Origin of the sequence: Embleya sp. NPDC127516 (assembly GCF_044765325.1) — a bacterium.
Taxonomy (GTDB): domain Bacteria; phylum Actinomycetota; class Actinomycetes; order Streptomycetales; family Streptomycetaceae; genus Embleya.
Map to the genome: position 1 here is coordinate 129222 of NZ_JBIWJT010000020.1, position 14652 is coordinate 143873.

At 70.9% G+C, this 14652-nt stretch carries 13 protein-coding genes; 3 read left to right on the forward strand and 10 right to left on the reverse strand.

Annotated features, from left to right (window positions below; all coding sequences use genetic code 11):
* Window positions 1-567 precede the first annotated feature (567 nt).
* On the forward strand, window positions 568-981 hold the full coding sequence (locus ACIRL2_RS33380) for a YybH family protein (protein WP_402237111.1): 414 nt from the start codon (window positions 568-570) through the stop codon (window positions 979-981).
* 53 nt (window positions 982-1034) lie between these two features.
* Here the strand turns inward: ACIRL2_RS33380 and ACIRL2_RS33385 are convergent, their stop codons facing one another.
* Window positions 1035-2792: a hypothetical protein gene (locus ACIRL2_RS33385; RefSeq protein WP_402237112.1), complete on the reverse strand. Its 1758-nt coding sequence runs from the start codon at window positions 2790-2792 to the stop codon at window positions 1035-1037.
* A gap of 74 nt (window positions 2793-2866) precedes the next feature.
* Window positions 2867-3361, reverse strand: coding sequence for a MarR family winged helix-turn-helix transcriptional regulator (locus ACIRL2_RS33390; protein WP_395865106.1), 495 nt, complete (start codon window positions 3359-3361; stop codon window positions 2867-2869).
* A gap of 163 nt (window positions 3362-3524) precedes the next feature.
* Between ACIRL2_RS33390 and ACIRL2_RS33395 the strand changes: the two genes are divergently transcribed.
* Window positions 3525-4367, forward strand: a complete 843-nt coding sequence (locus ACIRL2_RS33395; protein ID WP_402237115.1) for an NAD(P)H-binding protein — start codon at window positions 3525-3527, stop codon at window positions 4365-4367.
* Window positions 4368-4447: 80 nt separating this feature from the next.
* The gene (locus tag ACIRL2_RS33400; protein ID WP_395865102.1) at window positions 4448-4867 is read left to right on the forward strand and encodes a MarR family winged helix-turn-helix transcriptional regulator; all 420 of its coding nucleotides are present in this window, start codon (window positions 4448-4450) and stop codon (window positions 4865-4867) included.
* Between the two features lie 38 nt (window positions 4868-4905).
* On the opposite strand, the gene ACIRL2_RS33405 is transcribed toward ACIRL2_RS33400, so the two are convergent.
* The 8 genes from ACIRL2_RS33405 to blsG form a co-directional block, all read right to left on the reverse strand.
* A complete protein-coding gene (locus ACIRL2_RS33405) occupies window positions 4906-6339 on the reverse strand; it encodes a M1 family metallopeptidase (RefSeq protein WP_402237118.1) in 1434 nt (477 codons plus the stop codon).
* 82 nt (window positions 6340-6421) lie between these two features.
* The gene (locus ACIRL2_RS33410) at window positions 6422-6940 is read right to left on the reverse strand and encodes a nucleoside 2-deoxyribosyltransferase (RefSeq protein ID WP_331771768.1); all 519 of its coding nucleotides are present in this window, start codon (window positions 6938-6940) and stop codon (window positions 6422-6424) included.
* A 109-nt stretch (window positions 6941-7049) separates the two neighbouring features.
* Complete coding sequence (locus ACIRL2_RS33415) at window positions 7050-7667, reverse strand: class I SAM-dependent methyltransferase (RefSeq protein ID WP_395865095.1); 618 nt, start codon at window positions 7665-7667, stop codon at window positions 7050-7052.
* Window positions 7668-7711: 44 nt separating this feature from the next.
* A complete protein-coding gene (locus ACIRL2_RS33420; protein WP_402237121.1) occupies window positions 7712-9595 on the reverse strand; it encodes a hypothetical protein in 1884 nt (627 codons plus the stop codon).
* 90 nt (window positions 9596-9685) lie between these two features.
* Window positions 9686-11002, reverse strand: a complete 1317-nt coding sequence (locus ACIRL2_RS33425) for an MFS transporter (protein ID WP_402237123.1) — start codon at window positions 11000-11002, stop codon at window positions 9686-9688.
* On the reverse strand, window positions 10999-12240 hold the full coding sequence (locus tag ACIRL2_RS33430) for an ATP-dependent carboxylate-amine ligase (protein ID WP_402237125.1): 1242 nt from the start codon (window positions 12238-12240) through the stop codon (window positions 10999-11001). The genes ACIRL2_RS33425 and ACIRL2_RS33430 overlap by 4 nt, the downstream gene beginning before the upstream one ends.
* Window positions 12237-13415: a DegT/DnrJ/EryC1/StrS family aminotransferase gene (locus tag ACIRL2_RS33435; protein ID WP_402237127.1), complete on the reverse strand. Its 1179-nt coding sequence runs from the start codon at window positions 13413-13415 to the stop codon at window positions 12237-12239. Before ACIRL2_RS33435 ends, ACIRL2_RS33430 begins: the two co-directional genes overlap by 4 nt.
* Entirely contained in the window at window positions 13412-14578 is a 1167-nt protein-coding gene (blsG, locus tag ACIRL2_RS33440) for an arginine 2,3-aminomutase (RefSeq protein ID WP_395865087.1), read from the reverse strand. The genes ACIRL2_RS33435 and blsG overlap by 4 nt, the downstream gene beginning before the upstream one ends.
* Window positions 14579-14652 lie beyond the last annotated feature (74 nt).

The window sequence follows — 14652 nt, forward strand, 5'->3', positions numbered from 1 at the left end:
CGGGTGTCATCCCGGAGAGGGGCGCGTTCACCCGAGCGGCCCCAAGGCCGGCACCGGGTTCTTCCCCGTTCGGGTGGGCTTTCAGGGGCGCCGGCCCCGGGTCCGAGCGTGCGCGGCGCGGCGCCGGCGGCTTATCTGGTGAGGGCGACGGCGCTACACCTCATCGAACAGGAGTGCACATGCGCGGGACGAGAGCGACCGGGAACACGCCGGGTGCCGGCAGGCGGGCGACGGGTCGTGCGGGTACGAAGCGGAGCGGCGGCGCCACGCCGCCGCGCGGGCACGACGACGAGGGCCGACGCCGACGGGAGATGTTCTGTCCGCGATGCATGGGCGTGACGGAACGCTGTACGCACGCGATCGGCGAACTCTCCGCCGCACGCCCGGGATTCCTCCTCGGAGCCGACCCGGCTCGCGGCGTCGAGCACCCGTGACGAAGCGGCGCCGGGCCCGGGGACGCCCGGCGCCGCACGAACACCCCTCGGCCCGGGCCCGCACCGCCGCGATGAGTTCTCGCCATCGCGCGAGTCCTACCCGGAGCCGGCGCCGCCGAGGAGGAGCCCACCCATGACCGACGAGCAGCAGATCCGCGATCTCATCGAACGCTGGGCCGGTGCCGTGCACGACGGCGACCTGGCCACCGTGTCGGCCGACCACGCGGCCGACATCGTCATGTTCGACGTCCCGCCCCCCGAGCAGGGCGTGCGCGGCATCGAGGCGTACCGCGAAACCTGGCCCGGCTTCTTCGAGTGGCAGGCGTCCGGCGCCGTCTTCGAGATCGAGTCGCTGGAGATCACCGCCGGCACGGACGTCGCCTTCGCGATCGCCCTACTCCGCTGCGGCGACCCCACCGACCTCGCACACCACCCCGACCGCCGCCTACGCCTGACCCTCGGCCTCACCAAGCCGAACACCCACTGGACCATCACCCACGAACACCACTCCTTCACCACCCCACCCACCCCCACCCACCCCGACTAGCCACCCCGCCCACCCCGAGCCGAACCGACTCACACCCGGGATCCGCGTCGCGATCAGCGTTGTCGGATCGGACCGAAGTCCTCGGTCGGGCTGCCCCCTTCGGTCAGGTCGAGAGGTACGACAAGGTCGCCCAAACGTACGGAGAGCGTTGTGGGATCGCCTCCGCCCGCGGACCGGCCGTAGACGGCGGAGGCGACGACCGCGGCCGACATCCTGGGGTCGGCGGATTCCCAGCGCACGGTCGCGCGCCAACCGGACGACGTGCCCACGACACACGCGCGGACCCCGTCCGGGAGCGCGGCGACCCGGCACCCCGGGTGGGCGCGGAGCAGTTCCGCGAGGTGTCCCGCGGAGGCCGGCGGCCGACCCACGACGACATCGGCCCGAAGTCGGAGGCGGTCGTCGGGCTCCGCCTCGTCGACCACGAGATGAGCGTCGGTCAGGAGTGCGTCGGTTCCGCCGGCAAGGTGCGCGGGGTAGCGGCGCAACGCCACGACGTCCCCCTCGAAGGTGACGGCCGACATCGACGCGGGCGCCACGGGTGATCGCCGCGACTCGACCACGGACCGGGCATCGGGCACTTCGACGGGCCGCACCACCACCGGTTCCGCCGGTTCGTTCAGGCCCAGCCGGTCGTAGAACAACGTGCGCAGCGTGCGTGCGGATCCGCCGGGTAGGGAGGTCGCGTTGGCGGTGACCTCGGCGACGGCCGGATCTGTGCGCAGGCGACGCTCGGCCGCGTCGAGTTGACGCGGCAGGGGTAGCGTCGCGTCCACGCGTGGCAGCAGCGGAAGCAGTCGGGCGATGGGGGAGCTTTCGGCCAGGGTGCCGTCGGCGGGAATTCCGGACAGGAGGGTGGGCAGTCCGAGAGCGGCGCCGTAGAAGGTCACCGAGCCGTAATCGCCGATGAGCGCGTCGGCCGCCACCAGCGCGGCCTTCCATCCGTCACCCTCGGGACGCACGAGCGTCAACCCGGCGGATTGCAGGGGAGCGAGCCAGGAACGCACCTGCCAGGGACTGTGGGCGTACCAGACGTTGGGATGGATCACCGCCGCGACGCGGAATTCGTCGCGGGGCAGCGTCGCCAGCACGTGCCGCAGGACGTCTCGGGATTTCCCGAGCTGCGATTCCCGGCTCCAAGTGGACGAGACGACCACCAGCTTTTGGCCCGGAAGCATCCCCCAGGCGGCCCGATAGTCGTCGCGAAACGGCAGGCCGGCCCGTAACTCGTCCAGGCAGGGGTCACCGGCGACAACGGCCGAGGGCAATGCCTCCGGGCAACCTTCGGCGAGTCGCGACAACTGCTCGTCGTGGGACAGGACCACGGCCGACGGGACGACCGCACCGTCGTGCGTGAGCCACTCCGCCGTCAGGCCGAAACTTCCCGGACTCGCGGTTTCGCGCGGCCGTGGGCTGCTTCCGGCCTCCTGCCGCAGGATCTTGTTGTAGCCCATTCCGTGCGGCGTACCGATGATCGGCGCATTGATCCGATGCAAATCTCCGCCGCGACTCGTCGTGATGGCCAGGTCGAACTTCGTGGCAATCGCCTGAGCCCAGGGAAGGCACACGAGCCCGTGGTCGCGAACGAATTCCGGAATCCCGTGTTCGAAGGCCGAGGAGCCCGTGCACGTGAAGACCGTCTGTATGCGGGTGTCGCCCTCGAAGAGCCGCAGAAGATCGAGCAGGCGCGTCGCCGAGGTGACGTTGTGGATGACGCCGAGAACGGTCCGCTCGGGCCGTACGGTCAGCCACCGGTCGGCGGCGGCGCCCACCGGAAGTGCGATCGGGTCGTCCCACGGTATTCGCGGCATGCGTTCCCCCAAGCTTCCGGCGTCCGGGAGACCCTAGCCCAACCGAGCCGACGTACACGCTCTTCGGTGTGGGATCAGGTGTGGGGTTTGGGGGTTGGGGGGTTGTGGCGGAGGGTGTTTTGGGAGGTTACGTATTTGAGCATGAGGCGGGCGAAGTCGAGGCGTTCCTGGGCGGGCCAGTCGGCGGTGATGTATTCGTAGGCCGAGCGTTGGTGGCGGCGGAAGCGCTTCATCAGGTCGATGCCGTCGGGGCTGAGGTGGAGGACTGTGCGGCGGCCGTCCTGTTGGGAGGCGGCGCGGATCAGGTAGCCGGCGGAGATGCAGTCGGAGACCATGCGGCTGGCCACCGACGGATCCACGCTCAGGTGGTCGGCCACCGCGCCGACGGTGACCTCGCGGGCGTCGTCCTGTTCGGCCTCCAGGACGATGTTGAGTACCAGGGTGCGGCTCAAGTCCTTTTGGGAGATCGGGTTTTCGACGTCCAGGAGGGAGGAGCGCCGCAGCTTCCCGAAAGCCGGGCCCACGGCGTCGAGCAGCTCGTCGGCTGTGCGCGGCTCGTGCTTCGTCATGTCCTCATCGTACACATACGTGACCAACCGAAGACATGTGTTGACGCGAAAACGTATGCATGACAGCATGCATATGTCGGCACGGTCGAAGCGACGTGCAGACCGCAACCTTCAGACCATCGAACGTGCAGATCATCCGAGAGCAAACGAACGGGGCTTTTCCATGACTATCCTCATCACCGGCGCCCGCGGCAAGGTCGGTCGCGCGATCATCGAGCGCCTGCACTCCGCCGGACACGCGTTGCGCGCCGCCAGTGCCAACCCCGCCGAGCTGACCGTTCCGGCCGGCGTCGAGGTTGCCGAGCTCGCCTTGGACCGTCCCGAGACCTTCGAAGCCGCGCTTCGCGGCGTTCGCCAGGTCTTTCTGTATCCCGAGCCCGCCGGCATCGACGAGCTGATCAAGGCCGCCGGCACGGCCGGCGTCGAGCATGTCGTCCTGTTGTCCTCGTCCTCGGTCCTGGGCCCGGGCGCCGAGAACGACCCGCTCGCGAGCCACAGCCTCCGGGTCGAGCGTGCGCTCGCCGACTCGGACCTCTCCTGTACATTCCTGCGCCCCGACGCCTTCGCGAGCAACGCGCTCGGCTGGGCGTACTTCATCGGCAAGGCGATGCCGATCCAACTCGCCTACCCGGACGCGCGGATCGCCCCGATCCACCCCGAGGACATCGCCGACATCGCCGTGGAGGCGCTCACCGGCGACTCCCTCACCGGCCGCCGGGTCACCCTGACCGGTTCGGAATCGCTCTCCTTCCGCGAGCAACTCGCCGTCCTCGCGGGCACCATCGGCCGTGAGATCCCTGTCGAGCGGATCACCCGCGCCGAGGCCGAGCAGCAGATGGGCCACCACATGCCCGCGCCGATGGTCTCCTCGCTGCTCGACCTGTGGGAAGCCGCCGACCACGGCCCCGCGGCCATCGCCGACACCACCGAGTCCCTCCTCGGCCGCCCAGCCCGCACCTTCGAACAGTGGACCCGCGAGAACGCCGCCGCCTTCACCGGCCGCTGACCGAACGAGCCTGCGCCGCACGCCCGTTCGCCCCGTCGCCCGCTCGACCCCGGCATCGCCGATCCACTCGGGAGCAGGACATGAAGCCCATCGGCTACTGGCTCAACCGCACCGACAAGGCGATCACCGCCGCCATGGACTCGATGGTGGCCGAGTTCGGCCTCACCCGCCTCGCCTGGCAGGTCCTCAACGTCGTGCAGGGCGACCCGCGGGCCACCGACACCGACGTGCGCACCGTCCTGGCCGCCAACGCCGACGTCGCCGACCTGACCGCCGCGGTCGAGACGGTCCTGGCCGACGGCTGGGTCTCCCGCCCGGCACCGAGCAGGCTGGCCCTGACCGACGACGGCCGCGCTCGGCTCGCCGAGGTCGCCGAACGTGTCGGCGCCTTCCGCCAGTTGTCGACGGCCGGCATCACCGACGAGGAATATCGGATCGCGGTGAGCGTTCTCGAACGCATCACCCGCAACCTGGAGACCGGAGCGGAACACCGCGACTGACAAACCCGGTTCGTGCCCGGGCGGCCGCGCAGGCCGGTTCAACCGTCGATGCGGTGCCGTGTCCAGAACGGTGTCAGGTCGTGGGTGGTGGCTGCCTGGGCCGCGCGCTTGAACTCGGCCGTGGTGGAGATCCCGTACCAGTGGTCCGCGGCATACCGGCGCAGCAGCGCCTCCATCGGGGCATCGCCGATCAGTCGCCGCAGCTCGTGCAGTGCGCACTTGCCGTAGTCGTAGACGACGGCCTCGTAGCGGGACGGGTGGGCGTCCCAGTACCGCATCGAGTCGGTGATCCGTTCCGTCGGCGCGGCCCAGGAGAAGCCGTCTCGGCAACCGTCGCCGGTCCTGCCCAGGGCGAGGTCGGTGGCGTACTCGGAGAACGACTCGTCCAGCCAGGGGTCGTTGTACTCGTCGTTGCCGACGATCCCGTACCACCACTGGTGCGCGATTTCGTGGACGAGTGCCGTGGACCGGACCCGGTCCAGGACGAAGCCCGGGTACTCCATGCCGCTGAACCACAGATCGTCGTCCAGGACGACGTCCAGTTCGGCGTACGGGTAGGCACCGAAGCGCCCGGCGTGGGCGTCGACGCTCGTCAGCGCGACGTCCAGCATGGCCCGGGCGTCGGACGGGTCGATGCCGGCGTCCGCGTGGACGTTGATCCGGACCCCGCCGGCGGAGGTGCCGGAGACGCCGGCGAACGGCCCCGCGGCCCACACGAAGTCCCGGACCTCGCGCGCCGTCGCGATGGTGACCGTACGACCGGGCGCGCCCGGGGACTCGACCGAGGTGCCGGTGGCGGGCACCCGGAGCCGCGCGGGGTGGTCGAGGGTGACGTCGAAGTCCGCGGCGAGGGAGTAGAAGGACTCGCCGTGGTTGGTATAGGGGTCCAGATGCGTGCCTGCGGCGTCCCGAATCGCCAGCAGTGGCAACGCGTTGCCGAGTACGGCGTACTCGCCGTCGTGGCCGAACCGGTCGACGCGGTCCGGGACTTCGATCCGCAGATCGAAGGCGATCGAGGTGCGCTCGCCGCGGCCGAGCGGCTTGGGCAGGACGACCCGCAGGGCCGTGCAGTCGACGGACAGGGCCACCGGGGTGCCGCCGGTGACCTCGGAGACCGTGATCGGCGGCGCCGCACACGTGCCGTGCGCGTTGTCCCACAACCGCAGGTACACCTCGGGGAGCGGATCGACCGAGGCGTTGGTGAAGCCCACCCGCTCATGGCCGGTCCACACACGGCCCGTGGCGTCGGCGGCGAGGTCGACCGTGTACGAGGGCGCCGCGGGTGTTCGCACCCGGTCCGCGGCCGTCCACACCCTCTCCGCCGGCGTCCGGACCGCGTCCGCGGCCGGCACCTCGTCGCGCACCGACGCGACGCCCACGACGGGGCCGGGGCCGGCGCCCGCTCCGGAGCTCGCGCCGACCCCGCCGAGCAACACGGCGACGGCGGTGAGCACGGCCGTGGCGATTCTCATCGGCTGATCCCCGTCGGGTCGGCGGCGTTCGGAGGCAGGCGGCCGGACGTGACCCGGCCGCCTGCCGATATGGCGGCGCGGGTCAGCCCGTGCGGGTCGTCTCGCGGTGGCGCGACACCGCCCGGTGCAGTGCCAGGTCGAGTTCGGGCAGGGCTTCCGCGACGTCCGTGTACTCCACGTACTCCACGGTGGCCACCGTGTGCAGCCCCTGGACCAGGAACGTGTACTCCCGGCCCCGCTCCAGCATCAGCACGATGGGTTTGTCGAAGGCACTGGCCCAACCCACCTCGATGTGGGTGCCCGGCGAGGCGGGGAAGCCCGGGAGCGCGACGAAGACGTCGGCCTTGCGGATCTCGTCCTGGTCCAGCCGGGTGCACTGGTCCGGACGCATCAGCTCCGCGCCCCACGCCTCGCGGCGGTGCGCGTTGTGGACGGCGAGCCCACGCGCCTCGAAGTGCTTGATCAGGATGTCGAAGGGGGCCCGTGCGTGCTCGGGCATCTCCCCCGTGGCCGGGTCCAAGAGTTGGATGAAGGGTCCGGCCAGGAACAGCGAAGCCACGTCGAGGCCGCACAGGTAGTCGGTAGAGGGGGCGGTGGTCATACGGCTGCCTCCGGATTGGGGCCGTGGGGATGGCATGGGACGAGATGCGACGCCGTGGGGCGCGCCGCCGGCCGCGGGCGCCGGGCCGGCGGGCGGCACCGGCTCGTGATCAGGTCTTGCGGAAACACTGGATGTAGGCCTGGCCGCTCGTGCCGTAGGTGTACTCGGTGGTGTCGTACGCCCGGTACGGGTGGGACTCGACCCGGATGCTCCGGAAGTGCGGCAGGTACTGCCAACGCAGCTCCGGCTTGGTGCTGAAGAAGGGGATGAACACCCCGCCGGGGCGCAGCGCCCGGACGACCTCCGGCATGGTCTTGGCCCACAGGGCCTCGTCCTTCCAGACGTCCATGTCCAGGGCCGGGTCGAAGAACATCCCGTCGAGGCTCTCCGAGGGCAGTTCGAAGACCCGCTCGAAGAAGTCGCCGCGCTCGATGGCGAGGTTGTCGGGCAGCGAAGGGTGCCGGCTCCGGAAGAGGTCCTCGACCTCGCCGAAGAGTTCGAGCACGGTGTGGCTGCGGGTGGCCGGGTTGCCCGCGATCCGCAGTGCGGACAGCCCAAGGCCCAGGCCGACTTCGTAGAAGTCCCGGCCGTACTCGCACAACATGTCGGCGCTCGCCCACATCAGATCGCGCTCCCAGGCCTGCATCGCCTGCTCGCCGCCGATGTTCAGGGTCACTTCGCCGTCGGTCTCGACGAGTTCGATCTCGGGCTTGGAACGGGTTTCCATCGCATTCGTCCTTTGCTGTGGCGGGGTCGGGAGTCGGGTTCGGCTCAGGTACGGCGCGGCACGACGCCGAAGTGCCGGCGGGCCGTGGAGACGGCGAGGTCCTGGACGGCGAAGACGGTGAAGTAGTACGCCTGTGGCGCGGTGTCGGCGGCGAAGCGCACCCGGAAGGCCACGTCCTGAGGCCGGTCGTGCCCGGCCCGGATCCTGACCACGCCCGGTTCCACCGTGGTGTCCTCGCGCAGGTAGGTGGGTACGAACAGCCCCAGCCGCACGGGTCCGGTACGGGCGACCGTGAGGGCGGCGCGCACCTCCAGCACGCCGCCCTGCTCGACCTCGTCGGAGGCGTAGGCCAGCAGGGAAGGGGCGTCGGGGACCCGGAAGGTGACGTCGCCGCAGCGCATGCAGACCGCGCAGATCGTGTCCGACACGTGCGGGAGCAGGCCCCGCCGGGTGAACTCCTGGGCGGGACGACCGCAATGGCAGGTCACCTCGCGCACGTGCGGGTCCAGCGAACTGCGGTCCCCGAAGTGCGCGGGGTAACCCATGATCTCGTTCTCGGGGTTCGCCGCGACCTGTTCGGTGATCACGTGGTCGAGCGATTGCAGGTCCGCCGTGAGCGAGGAGCGAATCTCGTCGGGCGACTGGTCGGCGAGATGGGTAGGGCGGGACACCCACAGGTCCACCTTGCGCGCGAGCTTGACCAGCCTCGGGCGCAACGCGTGGTTGTGCGGCAGTAGTTCCGAGCCGAGCAGGGTGGTCAGGCGTCGTCCCACGGTCAGTACGAGCGGGTCGGGGCGGTGCTCGGCGGGCGGCGGTGCGGCGGGCGCGTCGCCCTGCGGGAGGCCGAAGCGCATGAACGCGGGGTAGGGGTGCGACCCGGCGAGGCTGGCGTTGAGGGTGTCCACGGAGTCCGCGCCGGACAGGGCCGCGCGCATCCACGCGACGTTCTCGGGCCGGTCGGAATCGTGCACCGAGACCGCGGAGACGACGGTGCGGGCCGGGCCGTCCAGGGCGTTGAGCAGCAGTTGGTACCTGGGGTCGTACAGCGCGAGATCGGCGAGCGGGCCGCTGTTGCAGGCGCTGAGCACCACCTCGACGGCTTCCACCCGATTGAGCGGGACCAGCTTGTCCTCGGGCTTGTAGCAGGGCAGTCCGTACGCGCAGCGTGGGCCGAGCAGTCCCGCGCGGGCGGGGGCGGCGGGGTTCAAACCGCAGATGGTGAACTCGCCGAGGTTGACGCTGTCGTCCTTGCCGTGGCCCTGGAACGCCACTCGGCGCCAGCGCGTGCCGAGGATTTCGGCCTGGATGTCGACGCGTTCGAAGTCGCGGTCGTCGAAGACCCGGACGCCGTCCGGGTGCGGCGGCCGGTCGGTGTCGGTGAACAGCCCGATCGCGTGGACGCCGGTCGCGGCGGTCGCGTACTGCTTGGCCACGTTCCAGGCCACCGAGGCCGCGTCGCGTCCGCTCAGCAGCGTCAGTCCGGGCTCCCGGTCACGGTAGGTGGTCAGCAGCAACGCCCGGACCGGATCCAGGTTGAGCCGGTCGTAGCAGCCGACCATCAGCAGCGTTCCGGGGTGGCGCCGCCGGAACTCGGCGGCGTCCGCCAGTTCCTCCTCGGCCACCCAGGTACGGGCGAGCGGGCGGGCGAGCGCCGGTACGCCGTCGGGCAGGTCACGTGGGCCGAGCAGGACTCCGACATCCAGCGGTCGCGGGAGTTCGACGCCGGCGTACAGGCGGGCGGCCAGGTCGACGGCGTGTGTGAGATCCGGGCGTCCCAGGCCCGGCACGGGGATCGCAGTGTGCGCGGGTGCGGCGAGGAACTCCGCGACCGCCTGCGGCAGTTGCTCGAAGTCGACCACACCGAACAGCGCAGGGGCCGGGATTGCATCCGGGCGGTCGTGTGCTTCGGTGACGACGGGGGCGTTCATGACGGGTGACCTCGTGTTCTGTGGGCTGACCCGGCCGGGAACGGGTCGGCCGGGGTGGGGCGGACGGGCTTCACGCACCGTCGGCGGCGATCAGGTCGCGCACCGCGCGGGGGCGGCGGCATCGGGCACCGGCAACCGGCGGCCCGCGAAGGCCAGTCCCGCTCCCGCCAGGGCCACGCCGAACGCGAGGGTGAACACGCCGCGCGGGCCGATCGGTTCGATCAGCAGACCGCCGACCTGCTGGCCCACCGCGTCCCCCAGAACGGTGGCCAGCGACGCCCAGGTGAACGCCCGCGCCAGCAGACGCTTGTCCGCGAGCGCGCCGACCAGGGTCATCTCGGCCGCCGACACCAGGGCGATCGGCATGCTGCCGACGGCCAGGGCGATCGCCAGGGTCAGCGGGGAGGTGCTCAGCACGGCCAGTCCCGTGCCGGCCGCGAAGGCCAGCACCAGGCGCGGGAAGCGCACCCGCATCGGGATCCGCGACGGGGCACGCCCCAACCACAGGGCGCCCACCGCGCTGCCGACGCCCCAGCACGCGTAGACCACACCCGTGCCGTCCGGTGATCCGTGGGCCGACACGAAGGCCGGGATGGCGAGCGTCATCAGTCCGATCGGGACGGCGCACGCGGTCATCACGCCCAGGAGCACCAGCATCGAGGGATCGCGCAGCGGGTGGCGCGGTATGCCCAAGGCGTCGGCGCCGGCCGTGTGCGGGCCGGTCGGGGCCGCGGCTTCGGTGCTCGCGGGCAGCCGGACACAGGCCAGGCCGAGGGCTCCCGCGCCGCCGATGACGGCGACCGTGGTCAGCGCCGTCCCGGCGGATCCGGACCACATCAGGGCCGCGAGCATCAGCGGCGCGCCGATGACCAGGACCTCGGTGAGCAGCGCCTCCCACAGGTAGGCGGTCTCGCGTTCCTCGTCCGTGAGCGGCATGCGCGCCCACAACGAGCGCATGCACGCGTTCGTCGGCGGGAGCGCGACACCCGCGGCGACGGCCAGGACGGGCTGCGCCCACGAGCCCGGCCGGGTGGCCCACACCAGCGTCGCGAGCGCCGCCGGGTAGGCGAGGCCGGTGAGCACCAGGACGCCTCGGCGGCCGCTGCGGTCGAGGTGACGGGCGATCAGCGGGCTGCCCAGGGCCATGCCGAGCGTGTACAGCGCGGCGATCAGGCCGGCCTGCGCGTAACTGCCGCCCTGTTCGCGGATGGTCAGCACCATGGCCAGGGACATCAGGTAGACGGGCAGCCTGGCCACGACGCTCCACCCGGCCGCCGGGGCGACCTGCGGGCGGGTGAGCAGGTCGCGGAAGCGCCCGAGCAGGCCGCCGGTCCCGGAGGGCGCCGGTGGTTCCGGTGGGCTCTGCGCGGACGCGGGTTCGCCGTCTCGGCGCGGATCGGCGCTCATCGGGCCACCGGATCGGGCTCGCGGGCCGGGGCCACCTCGATCGTGAAGGCGTCCAGGACGGCCCGCATGCGTTGTTCGACCCGCGCGATCGAGTCGCCGACGACATGGACGTGGCCCGAGGCGTTGTGCGAGGCCCGGCGGGCCGCCACCGTGTCGCCGACGCCGGCGCGCAGGACCGCCTCGACGACGCCCGGCAGGCGCAGGAGTTCGTCCGCCGAGGTGACGCGGCGCACGGTTCCCGATCCGGGCAGGGGCAACAGCAGGTCGCCCGCGCAGCGGCGTTCGCGGTAGTCCAGGCGTGGGCGGTGGCCCAGGTAGACGTCCAGCGTGGCCGCGAACACGTCGAATCCGTAGGCGTGTCCGTGGTTGGCCGGGATCTCGCAACCCGCCAACCGGATCCCGATCTCGCCCGCGAACACCTGCCCGTCGACCACGAAGAACTCCATGTGCGCGTACCCGTGGTCGATGTCCATGCCGGTGACGATGCGTTGGAGCAACTCGCGCAGGTCCACCGGAGGACCCTCGTCGGTGCCGACGCTGATGTTGGCGTTCATCGCGCCGTCCACGATGTCCAGCGGACGGCAGGGCATCGCGCTGGGCCAGGCGGTCAGCACCTCCCCGTCGTGGATGAGCCCGCACACCTCCCACTCGGTGCCGCCGAGATACTCCTCGACCATGAAGTCCCGGGTGCCGTAGTCGATCTCGGCCGCGGCGGCCGGTCCCGGGAGCAGATAGGTGTCCACGCAGGCGAACGAGTCCACCGGCTTGAGGACGAGCGGCCGCCCGTAGCGCGCGGCGAACCGCTCCACCTCCGCGGCCGACCGCACCCGGGCGAACGCGGCGGTACGCAGACCCAGTTCGCGGAACCGCTCCTTCATGGCGACCTTGTCGCGCACCCAGCCCACCTGGCGTTCGTCCAGATGGGGCAACCCGACCAAGGCGGCGAAGCGATGCGCGACGTGCTGGCGCGGCTCGGAGGGATTGCAGAACCGGGTAGGCGGCTCCCGCAGTTCCGCCGCCCACTCCCGGTAGCGTTGCGCCTCCTCCGCCAGGGACACCCCTTCGCGGACCCAGAACGCCGGCAGGTGCGCGGTCTCGCGCAGGTAGTCCTCGCGCAGGTCGCCGCGAAGCTCGGCGAAGCGCAGCAGCACCAGATTCTCGGACAGCGCGCGGGCCGCGTAGCGGGTGAACGAGGAGGCCCGGTCGTCCACCATCAGCAGCACGGGACGCGGGCTCACACCGCCTCCAGCACGCGCCGGATCGCCTTGACCGCGCCGACCTGCTCGGACTCGGGCAACTCCGGGGACAGCGGTACGCACAGGGTGCGGTCCAACCGGTCCCGGGTGCGCACGAATCCGTCGTGGCTGAGCGCGAGCGAGCCCTCGGGGGCGTGGTTCCAGGGGAAGCCGTCGGCGTAGAGCGAGCGCCGGCCGGTGAGCACCGGATGCTCGGGCAACAGGTACTTGTTCAAAGTCCAGTTGGCGATGCCCTCGGCGGTCAGCGCGGCCACGGCGGCGTCGCGCAGGGCGCGGTCGCGGCAGCGGAAGCGCAGACTGACCTTCACGTCGCCCGCCGCGCGCGGCCGTACCTCCAGGTCCGCGCGGTCGGGGAGTTCGCGCATCGCGATGGCGTACATGCGCTCCAGCCCGTCCAGGAGCTCGCCGAGATGGCGGAACTGTTGGCACTGGACGGCGGCGACCTGCTCGCTGGTGACGAAGTTCTCGCCGTAGTAGGCGTCCTGGTTCCAGGTGGGATAGCGGCCGGGTACGCGCGCCGAGCCGTGGTCGTGATAGCAACGCATCGTTGCCCACGCCTGCTCGTCGTTGGTGACCACCAGGCCGCCCTCGCCCGAGGTGAGCACCTTGTTGTGGTGGAAGCTGAAGGTCCCCGCATAGCCCGCGGTTCCCACCGCGCGTCCGTCCGGGAAGCGGGCGCCGAGCGACTGCGCGCAGTCCTCGATCACGTACCGCACGCCCTGGGGCAGCGGCGCCACCGTGCCCTCCATGTGGGCCACGATCACCCGCTCGGCGTCCGGCGGCAGCAGCGTGGGGTCCAACGACAACGAGTCGTCGGTGTCGACCAGCACCGGGATCAGGCCGCAGGACAACACCGCGCCGGCCACGGCGACGAAGGTCACGGCGGGGATGTACACCCGGTCGCCGATGGACGGGCGGGTGGCGATCAGCGCGAGCCGCAGCGCCTCGGTGCAGTTGTGCACGGCCAACGCGTGGGCGGCGCCCAGGTGTCGGCAGGTCTCACGTTCCAACCGCGAGGCCATGCTTTCGGTTTCCGTCTGGTAGCGGAACAGCACCCGGTGGTCGATCGCCTCGCGCAGTTCCGCCATGTCGGACCAGTCGAGGTAGTTCGCGCCGTAGGGCAGGAAACGTTGTCCGAGACGCTTGTCCAGGGTCATCGTGCGTCCGCCTCCGTGATCGGGCATGCCGTGGTGTCGAGGAGCATCTCCTCGCCCCGGAAGTTGCGCAGGCGCAGGCCCTCCGGGGTGACCGTGAAGTACGGCTGTGCGATCGGGATCTTGCCGATCCTGGTGGTCAGCACGTATTGCGGCACACCGAAGCCGGTGATGTGACCCTGTAGGCCCTCCATGATCTCCCAGCCCTTGGCCACGGAGGTCATGAAGTGCGAGACGCCGGTGACGTTGTCGCAGTGGTAGAGGTAGTACGGCCGCACCCGGATGCGCAGGAGGTCCGTCATCAGGGTGCGCATGGTGGCGACGTCGTCGTTGATGCCCCGCAGCAGCACGGTCTGGTTGCCCACCGGGATCCCGTGGCGCAACATGCGGTCCACCGCCGCGGTCGCCTCCGGGGTGATCTCCTTCGGGTGGTTGAAATGGGTGTTCACCCACACCGGGTGGTGGCGCGCGAGCATCGCGCACAGGTCGTCGGTGATGCGTTGTGGCAACAGGACCGGGAAACGGCTGCCGATCCGGATGATCTCCACGCTCGGGATCGCCCGCAGCCCGGCGATGATCTCCTCGAGCTTGCCGTCCTGATAGGAGAGCGGGTCCCCGCCGGTCAGCAACACGTCCCGGATCTCCGGGTGGTCGGCGATGTAGCGCAGATCCTCGTCGAACGACTCGCCCTCGTCGTCCCGGAAGTACGTGCCGTTGACGTCGGTGGTGTGGAATTTGCGGGTGCAGTGCCGGCAGTAGACCGGGCACGCCTCGGTGATCAGCATGATCACCCGGTCGGGGTACTTGTGCACGACACGGTTGGTCTTGCGGTAGTACGTGTCGCCGACCGGGTCGACTTCGGCACCGGAGAACTCCATCAACTCCCCGGCGGCGGGCACGGCTTGCTGCCGGACCGGACACAGAGGGTCGTCCGGATCCATCAGCGAGGCGTAGTACGGCGTGACGCTCCAGCGGTACTTGCCCGCCACCCCGGCGATCGCCTTCTCCTCGTCGGGGCTGAGGTTGATCCATTGTCGGGCCTTGTCGACGTTGGTGATGCGTCGCCGCATGTGCCAACGCCAGTCGTCCCAGTCCGTGTCGGGGACGCGGGGTCGCGCGATCCTGGGATCGACCGAGGTGGTGGCTTCGAGGGGCGTGGCGGACATGGCGGACTCCAGGGTTGACGGGCCTTCGACGACGCGAGGCGTTCGGCCGGGGCGCAGGTGGCGGCCGTGCCGGC

What these genes read in the sequence shown, in the direction of transcription:
- ACIRL2_RS33425 (WP_402237123.1), bottom strand. Translation starts at nt 11,002, where the DNA reads ATGAGCGCCGATCCGCGCCGAGACGGCGAACCCGCGTCCGCGCAGAGC.
- ACIRL2_RS33435 (WP_402237127.1), bottom strand. Translation starts at nt 13,415, where the DNA reads ATGACCCTGGACAAGCGTCTCGGACAACGTTTCCTGCCCTACGGCGCG.
- blsG (WP_395865087.1), bottom strand. Translation starts at nt 14,578, where the DNA reads ATGTCCGCCACGCCCCTCGAAGCCACCACCTCGGTCGATCCCAGGATC.
- ACIRL2_RS33405 (WP_402237118.1), bottom strand. Translation starts at nt 6,339, where the DNA reads ATGAGAATCGCCACGGCCGTGCTCACCGCCGTCGCCGTGTTGCTCGGC.
- ACIRL2_RS33410 (WP_331771768.1), bottom strand. Translation starts at nt 6,940, where the DNA reads ATGACCACCGCCCCCTCTACCGACTACCTGTGCGGCCTCGACGTGGCT.
- ACIRL2_RS33420 (WP_402237121.1), bottom strand. Translation starts at nt 9,595, where the DNA reads ATGAACGCCCCCGTCGTCACCGAAGCACACGACCGCCCGGATGCAATC.
- ACIRL2_RS33415 (WP_395865095.1), bottom strand. Translation starts at nt 7,667, where the DNA reads ATGGAAACCCGTTCCAAGCCCGAGATCGAACTCGTCGAGACCGACGGC.
- ACIRL2_RS33385 (WP_402237112.1), bottom strand. Translation starts at nt 2,792, where the DNA reads ATGCCGCGAATACCGTGGGACGACCCGATCGCACTTCCGGTGGGCGCC.
- ACIRL2_RS33390 (WP_395865106.1), bottom strand. Translation starts at nt 3,361, where the DNA reads ATGACGAAGCACGAGCCGCGCACAGCCGACGAGCTGCTCGACGCCGTG.
- ACIRL2_RS33395 (WP_402237115.1), top strand. Translation starts at nt 3,525, where the DNA reads ATGACTATCCTCATCACCGGCGCCCGCGGCAAGGTCGGTCGCGCGATC.
- ACIRL2_RS33400 (WP_395865102.1), top strand. Translation starts at nt 4,448, where the DNA reads ATGAAGCCCATCGGCTACTGGCTCAACCGCACCGACAAGGCGATCACC.
- ACIRL2_RS33380 (WP_402237111.1), top strand. Translation starts at nt 568, where the DNA reads ATGACCGACGAGCAGCAGATCCGCGATCTCATCGAACGCTGGGCCGGT.